Raw genomic sequence first — 14,339 nt, forward strand, 5'->3', positions numbered from 1 at the left:
TAGATGAGCCGCACGCCGCTGGGAGACACGCTCCCGGATTTTCCGTGGAACTCGCTTGCTGACGCCAAGAAGAAAGCACAGGCGCACCCGGACGGGATCGTTGACCTATCGGTGGGCAATCCCGTCGATCCGGTGGCCCCAGGCGTGCAGTTAGCGCTGTCCGCAGCGGCCGAGGCCCCCGGCTACCCGCAGACACAGGGCACCCCGGAGCTGCGCGAGGCCATTGCGAAGGCGCTGCAGCGCCGCTACAACATGAACGTGGACGCGGTGCTGCCGGTCATCGGCACTAAGGAAGCTATCGCCTGGCTGCCTACCTTGCTGGGCATGCGCGGCGAGACCGTGGCTTTCCCGACGGTGGCTTATCCCACCTATGAAGTCGGTGCACTTCTGGCCGGTGCCAAGCCTCTGCGCGCCGATGAGGATTTCCAGGATGCGTCGCTCGTGTTCATCAACTCGCCGTCGAATCCGACGGGCCGGGTGTTGGGCGTCGAGAAGCTGCGTGAGATCGTTGCCTGGGCGCGCGCGAACAACGCCATCGTGGCCTCGGACGAGTGCTACATGGGCCTGGGCTGGGATGATGAGAACCCGCCGGTGTCCATCCTGGATCCGCGCGTGACCGATGGCGACAACACCGGGCTCATTGCGATGCATTCGCTGTCCAAGAGCGCGAACATGGCTTCTTACCGTGCCGGTTTCTTCGCGGGCGATGCCCAGCTCATCGCGGAGCTGCTGGAGCTGCGCAAGCACGCAGGGCTCATCGTTCCAGGCCCCATCCAGGCGGCCATGGTCGCCGCGCTTGACGACGACCCCTCCGAAGCCCTCCAGCGCCAACGCTACGCCGCGCGCCGTGTGGATCTCATGCGGGCACTGACCGGCGCGGGCTTTCGGATCGAGCACTCCGAGGCTGGGCTCTACCTGTGGGCAACGCGCGGTGAGAACTGCCGGGCGACCGTCGACTGGCTGGCCGAGCGCGGCATCCTCGTTGCACCGGGTGACTTCTATGGCCCAGCGGGCGAGCAATTCGTGCGCATTGGCCTCAACGGCACTGATGAGCGCATCGCCGCAGCCGTGGCCCGCTTGGCTGCGTAAATGGCCTTTCGCCCACCAGCGCGGGAGGGGATTAGCCCGCGTAAGGTGATGCTCACGGGCATCGTGCCCGCCACTCCTACCTATTGGGCAGGTGAGGCGGGCGATTCCGCGTTTTCGCCCGGTACTCGATTGGAGCCCGGCACTGTGCTTCCCGGCCCGACGCTGGCCTGGTATCACCCTTCGGTGTCTTCCGAAGAGCCTATTCCATTTGATTACCGCGTGGTGTTTGAGGACGGGGACCTGATAGTCGCGGACAAGCCGCACTTTCTGCCCACGACGTCGAACGGGCGCATCGTGCGCGAGACCCTCCAAACCCGCCTGCGCGTGGACTACGGGGAGGGCTCTATTGTGCCGCTGCACCGGCTGGACCGGTTGACGTCGGGGTTGGTGCTGTGCTCGCGTAATCCGCGCACGCGCGCTGCGTACCAGCAGCTTTTTCAGGAGCGTGCGGTGGTGAAGCGCTACCGTGCTCGGGTGGCCGCGCCCTTCTCCTTCGACGGCACGGTGCGGCTGGGCATGCGGCGAGTGCGGGGTGAGCGCCAGGTCCGCGTGGATCCTATCGGCACGCCTACGGTGACTCGGGTGCGCGCTCGGGGAGCGGTGGCCGATGTCTGGCCCCTGACCGGCCATACCCACCAGATTCGCGTGGTGCTTAACCACCTGGGGCATCCGATTGTGGGGGACGATACTTATCCGGTGGATCGCGGGTTGTCCCTCTACGATTTTTCCACGCCCCTGCGGCTTACTCACGTAGCTTTGAGCTTTAAGGATCCGCTTTCTGGTGAGAAGCGTGAGTTTCAGCTGTGAGATTCGGCGCTCTTGCGGCGCGCGTTTTAGTTTGCGCTTCGCGAGGGACTAAACTCGTACGAAGTTTTATTCATCATAATTGAGCATTTTGTACGAAGGGCGTGTCCATGGCGGATCTGAGCTTTGCTCGCTTTGCCTCGAATCTTGGCCAGTTCATTAAGTTCGGTCTGGTCGGTGGTTCGGGCACGTTGGTCAACATTGCGACCTCAATTGTGGCTGCAAAGTGCGGTTTGGCGTGGTTTGGTGCCACGCCGCATGACGCGCTGTTCAATCTGTTCGGCACACAGTTCCACGTGCGTTGGTTCATGCTCTTTTCCACCATTGCCTTCCTTGTGGCTAACACCTGGAACTACCAGCTCAACCGCATGTGGACGTTCAAGTCCGTCAACAAGGTGTCCTGGCTACGCGGCTTTTTCCCTTTCCTCATTACGGGTATCGGCGCCTACCTGGTGACCCTCGCGGTGCAGTACCTGCTGATGAATCCGACTTCGCCGCTGCAACTGCCTCCCCATATTTTCGATGATTCAACCGGATTCCGCACCATGTACTACTGGGCCAACGCGATTTCCATCGTGGTAGCCATGCCCATTAATTTCATCTTCAATAAGCTGTGGACCTTTCGCTCGACGCCCAAGGCGCCGGTTGTGGTCCACGAGACCGAGCCGGCTTAGCCCCCTTCGCTCTGCCTGCCCCGCGCATGCCCCGCGCCTGCCCTTCGCGCTCACCAGCGTTGGCCGGCGGGGCTTTTTACATGCTGCGGTGAGCGGGAAGGGGGCGTCGGCAAGCAATGCTCCCTTCGCGCGCACCGGGAACCTGGCGTGGAGGCGTGCCATCGCGCTGGTGAGCGCTTAGGGATGGAAGCTGGAGGCCCGCCCTTGGCGCTCACCATCTCAGATTCGTTGTCCGCTCACGGTGATCGCGAAGGGAGATGGCAGCGGGTTAGCGGCGGCCGTACGGGCTATCTAACCTGGCGCTCACCGGCGCCTGTAAAAAGCAAGACCCGCCATCCGCGGTGAGCGCGAAAGCGACGAAAAGAAGCTAGTCGTCGACGGCTCGAGCGGTCGGTGTGCGGCGGCGATGGTGGATGATGGCGGCGGTCACGCCGGCCCCAGCGCCAATCAAGTAGGAGGTGGAGTCCGGTGCGTAAGCGTTATGGGCAATTCCGACGAACATCACAATGAGCGGGATGAGGGAGACGGTCATCGCAGACCAATTACGGCCAACAGATGGGGTGGCGACTCGCTTGCGCAGCCACGCCGTGCCGAAGAGATTACCGATGATAGACGGCGCGATGGCAAGGAAGCACAGCATGCTCATCTTCCCAGGTAGAATCCAAGCGAGGATGGCTGCGGCGACGATCTCGAGGAACTGTGCAGGCGTCGCAGAGATGGCATACGCCTTGTAGAAAGTCTCGCGCTCGAATTCGTCGCGAGAGGCTCGGTCGATCTCGCGGAGCGTGTAGTTGGCCAGGGCGTTAATCATGTTGTTCATCTCCAAAGACTTCTTCGATGGTTTTTCCTAGTTCGCGACAGATGTCTAGCGCTAGGTAGACGGAGGGGGAGTAGTTGCCGCGTTCGATATTGGCGATTGTCTGGCGGGAAACGCCGGCCCGTTCAGCAAGGTCGGCTTGAGACATCTCGAGCCAGCGCCGCCATTTGCGAACCATGTTCTGATGCTCGGCCATCTGGCCTCCTTTACGGTGTGTAACTCTTACATGCCTAAGTGTAAAGAAAACTTGTCACGATGGCAATGTTTGCATGCATAAGTGCCAAGTCCAATAAGGCTGGGTCGCCGCAGAAGGGAGCTTGGGATTTCGTCCTTTGAGCAGCTCAAGAGTCGCTTTGATAAGCAAGAAGGCGTCGTTGAGGTGGTAGCGGATATCGTCGGCAGTAAAGCGCAAAACCGTATACCCATGGGCTACGGCCGCGTTCTGCTTCGAGCGGTCCGCTTGAAACGCCCGATCATTTTTGTGGTACTCCCAGCCGTCGACCTCGATGATGAGCTTGCCAATCTTCAGGTCAAAGCGGTACCCCGCAATGAGCGCGTTGTGCTCAGGAAAGATCCCGTCCGCGCTAAGCCTTCGGCTGAGCTGGCGCTCCGGTACGCTATCGGCCCCAATCGGCGTGCGTCGGATAGTCTCTTTCAAGCGCCGGGGAACCCGACGCATCCTTCGCCGGTCATCTTCGAGGCGGGCTGGTCCTGTTTTGCCGCGGTAGTGCGCTTCCAGCAGCTGCCCGCACGCCGCGGCTATACGACGGGCTGCCCACAGCACCTGAACAACAGGCAGGCCATTTACCTTGGCAGTAGCCGACAGGCGTGAATGAGTCACGCGAAAATTTTTGCCCTTAAGCGTGCGCGGGCCCTCGGCTTCCAGCGGAAACGTCAGCTTCCTCCCCAGGTGAATCTCCTGTGCGGTCTTGCCCGTGAAATGTATTCGACTGAGCCCGTGTGCCAGAGCCCGCGCCACGGCAAGCGGCGACCACTCGTCGCTATAAATCCCGCGGTGCACGCGAAAGAGCGTCCCCGCGCGAAGCTTCCGCCTGATTGCCTCCTTGCTCAAGCCCTGCTCGCGAAGCTCCGCGGTCGTCCATGCCTTCATGAAGCTCAAGGTATGCAGTGCTTCACGACGCGTCGAGGGTCAATTCCCCGCCTGTGGATAACTTGGCCCTGCGGCGTCGATTTTGCGCTAAAAAGCTGTCGCGTCCGCAATTTTTGCACCTCTTGCCCGCCCCGAAACTCCCTTCGCGCCCACGGGCAGCCTTGAAAAAGCGACACCCCGGTCGCCGGTGAGCGCGAAGGGTGGTCAGTGATAGGCGTGGCGGGAAAGCGGCCCCGTTTGGTTCCGCCTTCCCCTTTGCGCTCACGGGCCTGGCGCTCTTCAGCTCATCGATGGTGAGCGCGAAGGGAGTGATTGAGTGGGTAAGCTCCTGCGCCTGACCCTTGGCGGCCACCAAGAGCGGACAAACTGTACAACGCTGGTCGGCCGGTGAGCGCGAAAGGTGGGGCGGCGATGGAAACGAGGGGTTGGGCGGCGATGGAAACGAGGAGTGGGGCGGCGAGATGGCGAGGGCGCTAGCGGGCCTCGAGCTCCTCGGCCGTCGGTAGGGGCAGGCGCGAGGTCGGGGCAATGCCGCGGGCCTTCGCGTTGATGACGCCGGCGATGGCGAGTACCGCGAACATGGCGGCGGCGGAGAAGAGTTGGATGCGGGCGGAGGCGTCGGTAAGCATGAGCACCGCAATGGCCGCAAAGAGCGCCAGGGCGAACCACGTGAGGTAGGGGTAGGCCCACATGCGCACCGGCAGCGGGTGGATGGCCTCGAGCTGCGGGCGTAGGCGCAACTGGCTCACTGCGATGAAGACCCACACGATGAGCAGCGAGGCGCCAGCGGCGTTGAGCATGAAGGACAGCAGCCACCCGTTATCTGCATAGTTGAGAACAACCATCACCGCGGAAAGAATGACAGATAGAGCGATGGCCGCCGTCGGGACGCCGCGACGGTCGGTGGCGGCGAAGAGCTTGGGGGCTTCACTGCGGCTAGCCAGCGAGTGCATCATGCGGGAGGAAGCGTAGATCTGCGCGTTAAAAGCAGAGAGCAGTGCGAGAACGATGACCACTTCCATGATGGCAGCAGCACCTGGAATTCCCGCGCGGTCCAAGACCATGGTGAAGGGCGACTCGGCAGCAGACTTCGCGGAACCGAGCGAGGAATAGGGCAGGAGGAAGGTGATGACGAGGACAGAACCCAGGTAGAACACCGAAATGCGCGTAATGGTGGTGCGCACTGCGTTGACGAGGGACTTCTCGGGGTCCTCGGATTCCGCCGCGGCGATGGCGACGACCTCGATGCCGCCGAAGGCGAAAGCCACGGCGAGCAGACCGGCGGCTACACCGCCGAGGCCGTTGGGCATGAAGCCGTCTTCGAGGAAGACAGACGTGCCGATGAAGGTGTGGCCGGGGAGAAGGCCGAAGATGAGCAGCGCGCCGATAACGAGGAAAGCAATAATGACGGCAACCTTGATGAAGGCGAACCAGTACTCAAACTCACCAAACAAGCGCACCCGCAGCAGGTTGATGGTTCCGAAGAGAGCCACGCAGATGGCTGCGGGGATCCAGGGCGGGCAGTTAAACCACGCGCCGATGAATCCGGCCGCGCCGGTGATTTCCGCGCCCAGAACCGCGACGGTGGCGAGCCAATAAATCCAGCCCTGTGTAAATCCAGCCCAGCGGCCAATGCCGTGTTCCGCGTATTCGGAGAAGGAGCCGGATGCGGGGATGACCGTGCCCATTTCACCGAGCATCTGCATGACCAAGATGGCAAGGAAACCAGCGATGAGATAAGCCAAAAGGACCGCGGGGCCGGCAGCAGAAATGCCAACACCGGTGCCTAAGAAAAGGCCGGCACCAATGGTGGAACCCAGCCCCATCATGGTCAGGTGGCGGACCTTCAATCCGCTGCCGAGTGAGCGAGGAGAGGAATCGTTTTGAGCAGTCACCTTTAGCATTCTAGGCAGCCGCTCGCGGTAAGTGGGCATAAAGGGCCCGGGATCAAGAAAAGCCCCCGCAAGAACGGGGGCCTCAAGCAACAGCGTTTAGTTCTTGTGCAGGTCCTCGTTGAGGGCCACGGCCTCAGACTTCCACTCCACGGCCTCGACGGCGCCGGTCACGGAGTTGCGGCGCAGCAGCACGCCGGAAACACCAGAGAGCTTGGAACCCTTGATCGTCTCGCCCTCAGACAGGCCCAGAGCCTCGGCGATCTTGCCGAAGACCGCAATCTTGGTACCGGCGGTGACGTAGAGGCCGGCTTCGACGACGGCGTCGTCGCCAAGCGAAATGCCCACGCCGGAGTTCGCGCCGAGCAGGCAGCGCTCACCGATGGAGATGACCTCCTTGCCGCCGCCGGACAGGGTGCCCATGATGGAGGCGCCGCCGCCGATATCGGAGCCATCGCCCACGACAACACCCGCGGAGATGCGGCCCTCGACCATGGAGGCGCCCAGGGTGCCGGCGTTGAAGTTAACGAAGCCCTCGTGCATCACGGTCGTGCCCTCAGCGAGGTGGGCGCCCAGGCGAACGCGGTCGGCGTCACCAATGCGCACGCCGGACGGGACAACGTAGTCCACCATGCGCGGGAACTTATCGACGGAGTAGACCACGACCGGGCCGCGGGAGGCGAGGCGGCCGCGGACCATCTGGAAATCGGCAACCGCGCAGGGGCCGTAGTTGGTCCACACCACGTTGGCCAGCTTGCCGAAGATACCGTCTACGTTCAGGCCGTGAGGCTTGACTGCGCGGTGGGAGAGCAGGTGCAGGCGCAGGTAAGCGTCGTAGGTGTCGGCGGGAGCCTCGTCCAGATCCTTGATGGACGTCTCCACCGCGATGCGGGCGACGCCGCGCTCCTCGTCGGGGCCAACGAGGTCAGCGAACTGCTGCGGAACCTCCTCCAAGCGCTCGGTGCCGCTGGCTTCTACAGAGATATCGGTGTGAACTGCGGGGAACCAGACGTCCAGGACGGTGCCGTCGTGGGTAATGGTTGCCAGGCCGCGTGCGGATGCTGAAGTCATAGGGTCACACCCTAGCAGCTACGCGTTCGACGCGCGCCTTTTGTTACCCGGGAGTAGGTGGAAGATCACAACCAGGGAAACGGTCAGGATGAGGACGGCGAGGACTTGGTTGCGGGCGGAGGCGTCGAAAAGCATGAGAATCGTAAGACCCACCAGTGCTAGGGCAGTCAGCCACGGCAGCCAGGGGAAGCCCGGCACGCGCAGCGTCGTGAGCTCGCCGTTGGCCTTCATCTGAGGGTGCAGCTTGATGTAGGAGGCCACGATGAAACACCAGATGACCAGCAGGCAGCCGCCCACCGCGTTGAAGAGGAAGGCCAGAAGCCCCGGCGGGTTCCAGTACTGCAGCACCACCGACGCGAAGGCAAAGATGATGGAGAGCACGACCGCATAAATGGGGGAGCCGGAGACGTTGGTCTTCAAGAAGACGTGGTGCGCGCTGTGGTCCTTGGCCATGTCGTAGACCAAGCGGGAGGTGGCGTAAATCTGCGCATTGAAGGCAGACAGCAGCGCCAAGGCGATGATGGCTTCCATGAATCCCGCGGCGAAGGGGATTTTCGCGGCGGCGAGGACCAGGGTGAAGGGCGAGTCCGCGGCCACATCGGCGTCCTGGATGGAGCTGAAAGGCAAGGCCATGGTGATGACCAGGATGGAGCCGATGTAGAAGACCATGATGCGCACGATGATGGCGCGCACGGCAGTAGCGACGTTGTGGGCCGGGTCCTCAGATTCCGCCGCGGCAATGGTGACCAGTTCGATGCCACCGAAAGCGAAAGCCACGGCGAGCAAACCGGCGGCAAAACCGGGGCCGCCGTTGGGCAGGAAGTTCTCCGTGAAGTTATGTCCCGCCATGGACAGGTCCATACCCGGCAGGATACCCAGTGCCATGAGCACACCGACGCCCAGGAAGGCCACGATCGTGGCCACCTTGATGATGGCGAACCAGAACTCGAATTCGCCGAAGCCACCCACAGCGGCAAAGTTAACGATGGCGAAGAAGATCACGGCCACCAATGCCGGAATCCAGGGGTCCACCCCGAACCAGTTGGAGACAATCGCCGCGGCACCGGTAATCTCCGCGCCCATCACCATGACCAGCATGAACCAGTAAATCCAGCCCAACGTAAACCTGGCCCATGGCCCGAAGGCCTGGCCCGCATAGGTAGAGAAAGCGCCCAACGAAGGACGCGCGGCGGCCATCTCGCCGAGCATCCACATCACCAAAGCGATGAGCGCACCAGCCACCGCATAGGAAATAAGGACGGAGGTGCCGGATACCTGGATGCCTAGGCCGACGCCCAGGAAGAGGCCTGCGCCCACCGCGGAGCCGAGGCCCATCATGGTGAGGTGGCGGGTTTTGAGTTGAGTGGCCGCAGCCATAGGGAAATCACCTTCAACGCTGTTGATTGTTTGCAACGGGAAGTACTTTACGCAATGCACTAAGCAACCGGGGGCGCTAGCATGGCGGGTTGTGACTTTAAATCTCTTCTCCGATCCCATCGAGCTGACCAAGGCGCTGGTGGATATCCCTAGCCCTTCGCACCACGAGCAAGCGATCGCTGATGCCGTCGAGGAAGCCCTGCGCGGTCTGGACCAGAACACAGTAGAGGTGGAACGCTACGGCAACACCGTCTGCGCCCGGACGAATCGGGGCTTCGAAAGCCGCGTGGTCCTCGCCGGCCACATCGATACCGTGCCCTTGGCCGATAACGTCCCCCACACCATGTCGGAGGACGGCGCCACCATGTATGGCTGCGGCACCGTGGACATGAAGTCCGGCATGGCGGTCTACCTCAACGCCTTTGCACAGCTGTACGACTCCGATGAGCTCAAGCACGATCTCACGGTCATCGCCTATGAGGGCGAGGAGGTCGCCACCGAATTCAACGGCCTGGGCCACCTGCAAAAGGACCACCCGGAGTGGCTGCAGGGAGACCTGGCGCTGCTGGGCGAGCCTTCCGGCGCCATGATCGAGGCCGGCTGCCAGGGCACCATTCGAGTGCGCGTCACCGCCCACGGCACCCGCGCGCACTCGGCCCGCGCCTGGCTGGGCTCCAACGCGGCGCACACCTTGGCGCCGGTGATGCTCAACGTGGCCAACTACCAGCCGCGCGACGTGGAGATTGACGGCTGCACGTACAAGGAGGGCCTCAACATCGTCCACCTCGAATCCGGCGTGGCCACCAATACCATCCCGGATGAGGCCTGGATGTTCGTCAACTTCCGCTTTGCCCCTGACCGCAGCTCCGAGGAGGCGCTGGCGCACCTGATGGAGGTCCTCGGCGAGCACGAGAACATCACCGTGGACGTCGATGACATCGCGGGTGCGGCCTTGCCCGGTTTGGGCCAGCCAGCGGCACGCGCGCTTGTCGACGCCGTCGGCGGCAACGTCCGCGCCAAGTACGGGTGGACCGACGTGGCCCGTTTCTCCGAGATGGGAACCCCAGCCGTTAATTTCGGCCCCGGCGATCCGGGCTTTGCTCACAAGAAGGACGAGCAGGTGCCCATCGCCCAGATCGCCGAAGTCTCAACAGCACTCTTGAATTACCTGAAGGGATAAAACCACCATGACTCCTGAGCAACTGCGCACCTTGCGCGGACCTCTTCTCGTGCGCACCGCCGGGGAGCAGTCTTCTACCTTTGACCAGCGCCTGCTGCAGTCCGGCGCGGATCACGAGTGGCAGCACGCCGATCCCTGGCGCGTCCTGCGCATCCAGGGCGAGTTCGTGGACGGGTTCGACGCCCTGGCCAAGCTACCCAAGGCCGTGACCGTCTTTGGTTCCGCCCGCACCCCAGAGGATGATCCGAATTACCAGCTGGGCGTTGCCTTGGGCCGCCGCCTAGTAGAGGCAAAGTATGCCGTTATCACCGGCGGCGGCCCCGGCATCATGGAGGCGGCCAACCGCGGCGCGCATGAGGCCGGCGGGCTGTCTGTGGGCTTGGGCATCGAGCTGCCGCATGAGCAGGGCCTGAACCCATACGTCGATCTGGGCCTGAACTTCCGCTACTTCTTCGCGCGCAAGACCATGTTCCTCAAGTACTCCCAGGCCTTCATCTGCCTGCCGGGTGGCATGGGCACCATGGATGAGTTCTTCGAGGTCATGTGCATGGTCCAAACCGGCAAGGTGACTAACTATCCCATCGTGCTCATGGGCACCGACTACTGGGCCGGCTTGGTGGAGTGGATGAAGACGACCCTGGCTGAGGGCGGGTTCATTAACCCCGAAGACCTTGATCTCTTCCTCATCACGGATGATATCGATGAAGCCGTCGCCCACATCCTGGCCTCGCACAAGGTCATGTCGGACAAGCGCCTGCGGGAGCAGGAGAGCAAGTGACCTTTGCCCCCAACCTCGCGCGGGTCATGGCGATCGTGAACCGCACGCCCGACTCCTTCTACGACAAAGGCGCTACCTTCGAGCTCGACCCCGCCATCCAGCGCGCTGAGCAGGCGCTTGACGACGGCGCCTCCATCATCGACATCGGCGGAGTCAAGGCTGGCCCGGGTGAGCACGTGGATGCGGCCGAGGAAATCGAGCGCGTCGTGCCGACTATCGCGGAGCTGCATCGGCGCCGCCCGGACGCGCTGATTTCCGTGGACACGTGGCGCGCCGAGGTAGCAGAAGCAGCTATCGCCGCTGGTGCCAGCTTGGTCAACGACACGTGGGCCGGCTGGGATCCAGAGCTCATCGAGGTGGCCGGCGATAAGAAGGTGGGCTACGTGTGCTCGCACACCGGCGGCGTGACCCCGCGCACCCGCCCGCATCGTGTGCATTTCGACGACGTGGTCGCTGACGTCATCGCCGAGACTACGCGACTGGCGGAGCGCGCCGCCGACCTCGGCTGCCCGGAGGAGCTGACGTTCATCGACCCCACGCACGACTTTGGCAAAAACACCTTCCACGGTCTGGAACTGTTGCGGCGCATCGATGAGATCGTGGCAACGGGCTGGCCGGTGCTCATGGCGTTATCGAATAAGGACTTTGTGGGCGAGACCCTCGACCGAGCCGTCGACCAGCGCGTCGCGGGCACCCTGGCAGCGACGGCGTGGTCGGCAGCGCGCGGCGTGGCGGCGTTTCGGGTGCATGAGGTGGGCCCGACGCTCGATGTCATCCGCATGACCGCTGCCATTCAGGGACAAATGGCGCCGCTTGCGACGACGCGGGGGCTGGCCTAAGGCATGTTTCCGAGCATTTCTGTGGTCATCCCTGCGCTGAATGAGGAGCGCACCGTCGCGCATGTGGTGCGTGCGTGTTTGGCGGATGAGCCTTTAGAGGTCATCGTCATCGATGCCGATTCCACCGATGAGACCGCCGCCCGGGCCGCCGCGGCCGGGGCGCGGGTGTGCAACTGGCGCGAGGTGCTGGACGAGGAACCGCGTCCAGGAAAGGGCGAGTCCCTGTGGCGCGGGGTGGTCGCGGCCCGTGGTGAGGTGGTCGTGTTCATCGACGCGGATTTGGAATCTGCTGCGCCCGGCATGGTTACCGCGCTGACTGAGCCTTTCGTGGATCCCCACGTGCAGCTGGTCAAGGCGCGCTACGCGCGCAGCCTGAACGGCCAGCCCACCGGTGGCGGGCGAGTTACGGAGCTGAGCGCCAAGCCGCTGCTGCGCATGTTCTTCCCTGAGCTCGCGCACATCGATCAACCTCTGGGCGGGGAGTACGCGATTCGCCGCGACGCAGCCCTGGGTCTGCCTTTTGTGGCGGGCTATGGGGTGGAGGCGGGGTTGCTGATAGACGTCGCCAAGCGCTATGGCCCCCACGCTATCGCCGAGGTGGACCTGGGCACCCGCGCCCACCGCAACCGGCCGCTTGAGGAGCTGGCCCCGATGGCCGATGTTGTCGCGCGCACCATTCTTTCTCGCGCGGGGGTGGTTGGCCCCGTTGCCCAACGTCCGCCGCTGCTGGGTAAGATTTAGCGCATGATGTCCTGGATTCTTCTTATCGTCGTCCTTATCGCCCTCGTCATCATTGGCACATGGGCGTGGGGAACCATCGTGGGTCGGGGGACCGTGATGGAGGCTCCTGATACGGCCGTGGATACCAACGAGGAGAATCTGCGCGCCCTTGAGGAGGGGCGCTTCGACGACCTGCGTTTCGACGTCGTGACACGCGGCTACCGCCAGGACCAAGTGGATGCGCTGCTGGCCGCCGTGGAGCGTCGCCTGGGCGCTGAGCCGGTGGCTCCTGACGGTTCTGCAGATGATTCTGCGGAAGCTTCCGCCGTGGGTGAGGCAACGAGCCTGCCGCTGTCGGCCGAAAAGAGCTAGACTAGAAGGACGTTCTAAAAATAGTCGAAGGAGACTCAATATGGCAGCGATGAAGCCCCGTACCACTGGTGGAGAGATGGAAGCGGTAGAGGAGTCCCGCAAGATCGTGATGCGCATTCCTTCTGACGGGGGTGGGCGTATTGTCATTGAGCTCAGTAAAGAAGAAGCAGCGGAGCTGGGTTCACTCCTCGTAGCAGTTTCTAGCTAGTCTAGGAGCATGCTTTCACATATCGTCGATATTCTGGCCGATCCCGCCGATGGCAGCGCCCTGCAGGGCGCGGATGATTTTTCTCGCCTCGTGTCGGAGACCGGCCATTCTTATGACGTGGCCAAGCAGGGCTACGTCACGCTGGCGGCCGGCGCGGGCCTGAAACATCAGGGCGACGATGCCGCGATGGTTACCGCCCGCGAGACCTACCTGGCCATGGGGCACTTCGCGCCCTTCGTGGAGGCAGTGACCGGCGCGGTCCAGGACTCTTTGGAAACCCAGGATGCGGCTGAGCACGCGGCAGGCCTCGATGAGGACACCGCCCCCACGCTCCTTGAGGTGGGCGCGGGCACGGGTTACTACCTTGCCCACACGCTCGATTCGATTGAGGGCGCTCGTGGCGTGGGCCTGGATATCTCTACGCATGCGGCCAAGCACCTGGCCAAGTCGCACGAGCGCGTCGGTGCCGTGGTCGCGGATGTGTGGGAGCGTCTGCCCCTCAAGGATGATTCGATTCACGCCATCTCGGTCGTTTTTGCCCCGCGCAACCCGGCGGAATTCCAGCGCGTTCTCGCTCCCGGTGGGGAGGTCGTTGTGCTGACTCCGCAGGCTGGCCACCTCGATGAGCTGCGGGAGCCTTTGGGCATCCTCGGCGTCGAGGAAGGAAAGGTGGAGCGTCTCTACGCGCAGGCGGAAGGTTTCCTTGAACAGGCGGCCGATCCGGTCGATATTTCCTTCCCCATTGTCCTCGACAAGGCCTCCATCGCCGCGCAGGTGGGAATGAGCCCCTCGGCGCGCCACATCAGCCCGGAAGAGCTGGCTGAGCGTATGGCCTCTCTGCCGCAAACCCTGACCGTGACGGCGCATGCCCGTCTGGACCGCCTGCGCTCTGCTTAATAGGCGGCTTTAATCTCGGGCCGCGTGCTGATTGCATTTCTGGCCTAAACGCTTCATAGCTGCAGCTGTGGCCCATCCTCAGCATTTCATGGCTACATCCCCGGTCCAGCCTTGACGCCGCGCGGCTACCAAAACTTCCCTTCGCGCTCACCGGCAGTGCACGCGACGGTTGTCTGAAGCCCACGGTGAGCGCGAAGGGCGGAGTGAGGCCCGGCCTGGCTCTTTGTGGCTCTGAGGTTGCGTGGTCTTGTCGGCGTTCGAAGGCATCTGCATCGACCTCCGCCTCAAACTCCCTTCGCGCTCACCGGCCGCGCCCGCGGTGGTTGTTTGATGTCTATGGTGAGCGCGAAGGGCGGGGTGAGGCTCGGCCTGGCTCATTGTGGCTCTGAGGTTGCGTGGTCTTGTCGGCGTTCGAAGGCATCTGCATCGACCTCCGCCTCAATCTCCCTTCGCGCTCACTGGCAGCGCCCGCGATGGTTGTCTGAAGTCCACGGTGAGCGCGAAGGGCGG

At 63.1% G+C, this 14,339-nt stretch carries 16 protein-coding genes; 10 read left to right on the plus strand and 6 right to left on the minus strand.

Annotation, left to right across the window (positions count from 1 at the left end):
- Positions 1–3: 3 nt before the first annotated feature.
- The 3 genes from dapC (at position 4) to HWX44_RS00430 (ending at position 2,567) form a co-directional block, all read left to right on the plus strand.
- Positions 4–1,089: a succinyldiaminopimelate transaminase gene (gene dapC, locus HWX44_RS00420; protein ID WP_049154371.1), complete on the plus strand. Its 1,086-nt coding sequence runs from the start codon at positions 4–6 to the stop codon at positions 1,087–1,089.
- Entirely contained in the window at positions 1,090–1,896 is an 807-nt protein-coding gene (locus HWX44_RS00425; RefSeq protein WP_175972797.1) for a pseudouridine synthase, read from the plus strand.
- 107 nt (positions 1,897–2,003) lie between these two features.
- The gene (locus HWX44_RS00430; protein ID WP_175972798.1) at positions 2,004–2,567 is read left to right on the plus strand and encodes a GtrA family protein; all 564 of its coding nucleotides are present in this window, start codon (positions 2,004–2,006) and stop codon (positions 2,565–2,567) included.
- A 367-nt stretch (positions 2,568–2,934) separates the two neighbouring features.
- Here the strand turns inward: HWX44_RS00430 and HWX44_RS00435 are convergent, their stop codons facing one another.
- The 6 genes from HWX44_RS00435 to HWX44_RS00460 all read right to left on the minus strand — a co-directional run bounded on the left by HWX44_RS00435 (position 2,935) and on the right by HWX44_RS00460 (position 8,835).
- Entirely contained in the window at positions 2,935–3,387 is a 453-nt protein-coding gene (locus tag HWX44_RS00435; RefSeq protein WP_175972799.1) for a transcriptional regulator, read from the minus strand.
- Entirely contained in the window at positions 3,371–3,580 is a 210-nt protein-coding gene (locus tag HWX44_RS00440) for a helix-turn-helix transcriptional regulator (protein ID WP_046648286.1), read from the minus strand. The genes HWX44_RS00435 and HWX44_RS00440 overlap by 17 nt, the downstream gene beginning before the upstream one ends.
- A 54-nt stretch (positions 3,581–3,634) precedes the next feature.
- A complete protein-coding gene (locus HWX44_RS00445) occupies positions 3,635–4,495 on the minus strand; it encodes a DUF559 domain-containing protein (protein ID WP_049154375.1) in 861 nt (286 codons plus the stop codon).
- A gap of 473 nt (positions 4,496–4,968) precedes the next feature.
- Positions 4,969–6,399, minus strand: coding sequence for an amino acid permease (locus tag HWX44_RS00450; protein WP_175972800.1), 1,431 nt, complete (start codon positions 6,397–6,399; stop codon positions 4,969–4,971).
- An 87-nt stretch (positions 6,400–6,486) separates the two neighbouring features.
- The gene (dapD, locus tag HWX44_RS00455) at positions 6,487–7,458 is read right to left on the minus strand and encodes a 2,3,4,5-tetrahydropyridine-2,6-dicarboxylate N-succinyltransferase (protein WP_158382036.1); all 972 of its coding nucleotides are present in this window, start codon (positions 7,456–7,458) and stop codon (positions 6,487–6,489) included.
- 18 nt (positions 7,459–7,476) lie between these two features.
- Entirely contained in the window at positions 7,477–8,835 is a 1,359-nt protein-coding gene (locus HWX44_RS00460) for an amino acid permease (protein WP_175972801.1), read from the minus strand.
- A 91-nt stretch (positions 8,836–8,926) separates the two neighbouring features.
- On the opposite strand from HWX44_RS00460, the gene dapE reads away from it, so the two are divergent.
- Genes dapE through HWX44_RS00495 form a run of 7 tightly spaced genes read left to right on the plus strand, consistent with a single transcriptional unit; the run spans position 8,927 to position 13,829 of the window.
- Positions 8,927–10,015, plus strand: coding sequence for a succinyl-diaminopimelate desuccinylase (gene dapE / locus HWX44_RS00465; RefSeq protein WP_175972802.1), 1,089 nt, complete (start codon positions 8,927–8,929; stop codon positions 10,013–10,015).
- A gap of 7 nt (positions 10,016–10,022) precedes the next feature.
- Positions 10,023–10,793: an LOG family protein gene (locus HWX44_RS00470; protein ID WP_144013745.1), complete on the plus strand. Its 771-nt coding sequence runs from the start codon at positions 10,023–10,025 to the stop codon at positions 10,791–10,793.
- Between the two features lie 26 nt (positions 10,794–10,819).
- Complete coding sequence (gene folP, locus HWX44_RS00475; RefSeq protein ID WP_175972976.1) at positions 10,820–11,632, plus strand: dihydropteroate synthase; 813 nt, start codon at positions 10,820–10,822, stop codon at positions 11,630–11,632.
- 3 nt (positions 11,633–11,635) lie between these two features.
- Complete coding sequence (locus HWX44_RS00480; protein WP_175972803.1) at positions 11,636–12,373, plus strand: glucosyl-3-phosphoglycerate synthase; 738 nt, start codon at positions 11,636–11,638, stop codon at positions 12,371–12,373.
- Between the two features lie 3 nt (positions 12,374–12,376).
- A complete protein-coding gene (locus HWX44_RS00485) occupies positions 12,377–12,724 on the plus strand; it encodes a DivIVA domain-containing protein (protein WP_175972804.1) in 348 nt (115 codons plus the stop codon).
- Between the two features lie 40 nt (positions 12,725–12,764).
- On the plus strand, positions 12,765–12,932 hold the full coding sequence (locus tag HWX44_RS00490) for a DUF3117 domain-containing protein (RefSeq protein ID WP_010187237.1): 168 nt from the start codon (positions 12,765–12,767) through the stop codon (positions 12,930–12,932).
- A gap of 9 nt (positions 12,933–12,941) precedes the next feature.
- On the plus strand, positions 12,942–13,829 hold the full coding sequence (locus HWX44_RS00495; protein WP_175972805.1) for a methyltransferase domain-containing protein: 888 nt from the start codon (positions 12,942–12,944) through the stop codon (positions 13,827–13,829).
- Positions 13,830–14,339: the final 510 nt, after the last annotated feature.

The sequence above is a fragment of the Corynebacterium sp. Marseille-Q2823 genome (assembly GCF_903645345.1).
GTDB classification, from domain to species: domain Bacteria; phylum Actinomycetota; class Actinomycetes; order Mycobacteriales; family Mycobacteriaceae; genus Corynebacterium; species Corynebacterium hiratae.

Excerpts from the sequence above, each read along its gene's own strand:
- dapC (WP_049154371.1), top strand. The coding sequence starts at position 4 with ATGAGCCGCACGCCGCTGGGAGACACGCTCCCGGATTTTCCGTGGAAC.
- HWX44_RS00425 (WP_175972797.1), top strand. The coding sequence starts at position 1,090 with ATGGCCTTTCGCCCACCAGCGCGGGAGGGGATTAGCCCGCGTAAGGTG.
- HWX44_RS00430 (WP_175972798.1), top strand. The coding sequence starts at position 2,004 with ATGGCGGATCTGAGCTTTGCTCGCTTTGCCTCGAATCTTGGCCAGTTC.
- HWX44_RS00435 (WP_175972799.1), bottom strand. The coding sequence starts at position 3,387 with ATGAACAACATGATTAACGCCCTGGCCAACTACACGCTCCGCGAGATC.
- HWX44_RS00440 (WP_046648286.1), bottom strand. The coding sequence starts at position 3,580 with ATGGCCGAGCATCAGAACATGGTTCGCAAATGGCGGCGCTGGCTCGAG.
- HWX44_RS00445 (WP_049154375.1), bottom strand. The coding sequence starts at position 4,495 with ATGAAGGCATGGACGACCGCGGAGCTTCGCGAGCAGGGCTTGAGCAAG.
- HWX44_RS00450 (WP_175972800.1), bottom strand. The coding sequence starts at position 6,399 with ATGCTAAAGGTGACTGCTCAAAACGATTCCTCTCCTCGCTCACTCGGC.
- dapD (WP_158382036.1), bottom strand. The coding sequence starts at position 7,458 with ATGACTTCAGCATCCGCACGCGGCCTGGCAACCATTACCCACGACGGC.
- HWX44_RS00460 (WP_175972801.1), bottom strand. The coding sequence starts at position 8,835 with ATGGCTGCGGCCACTCAACTCAAAACCCGCCACCTCACCATGATGGGC.
- HWX44_RS00470 (WP_144013745.1), top strand. The coding sequence starts at position 10,023 with ATGACTCCTGAGCAACTGCGCACCTTGCGCGGACCTCTTCTCGTGCGC.
- folP (WP_175972976.1), top strand. The coding sequence starts at position 10,820 with ATGGCGATCGTGAACCGCACGCCCGACTCCTTCTACGACAAAGGCGCT.
- HWX44_RS00480 (WP_175972803.1), top strand. The coding sequence starts at position 11,636 with ATGTTTCCGAGCATTTCTGTGGTCATCCCTGCGCTGAATGAGGAGCGC.
- HWX44_RS00485 (WP_175972804.1), top strand. The coding sequence starts at position 12,377 with ATGATGTCCTGGATTCTTCTTATCGTCGTCCTTATCGCCCTCGTCATC.
- HWX44_RS00490 (WP_010187237.1), top strand. The coding sequence starts at position 12,765 with ATGGCAGCGATGAAGCCCCGTACCACTGGTGGAGAGATGGAAGCGGTA.
- HWX44_RS00495 (WP_175972805.1), top strand. The coding sequence starts at position 12,942 with ATGCTTTCACATATCGTCGATATTCTGGCCGATCCCGCCGATGGCAGC.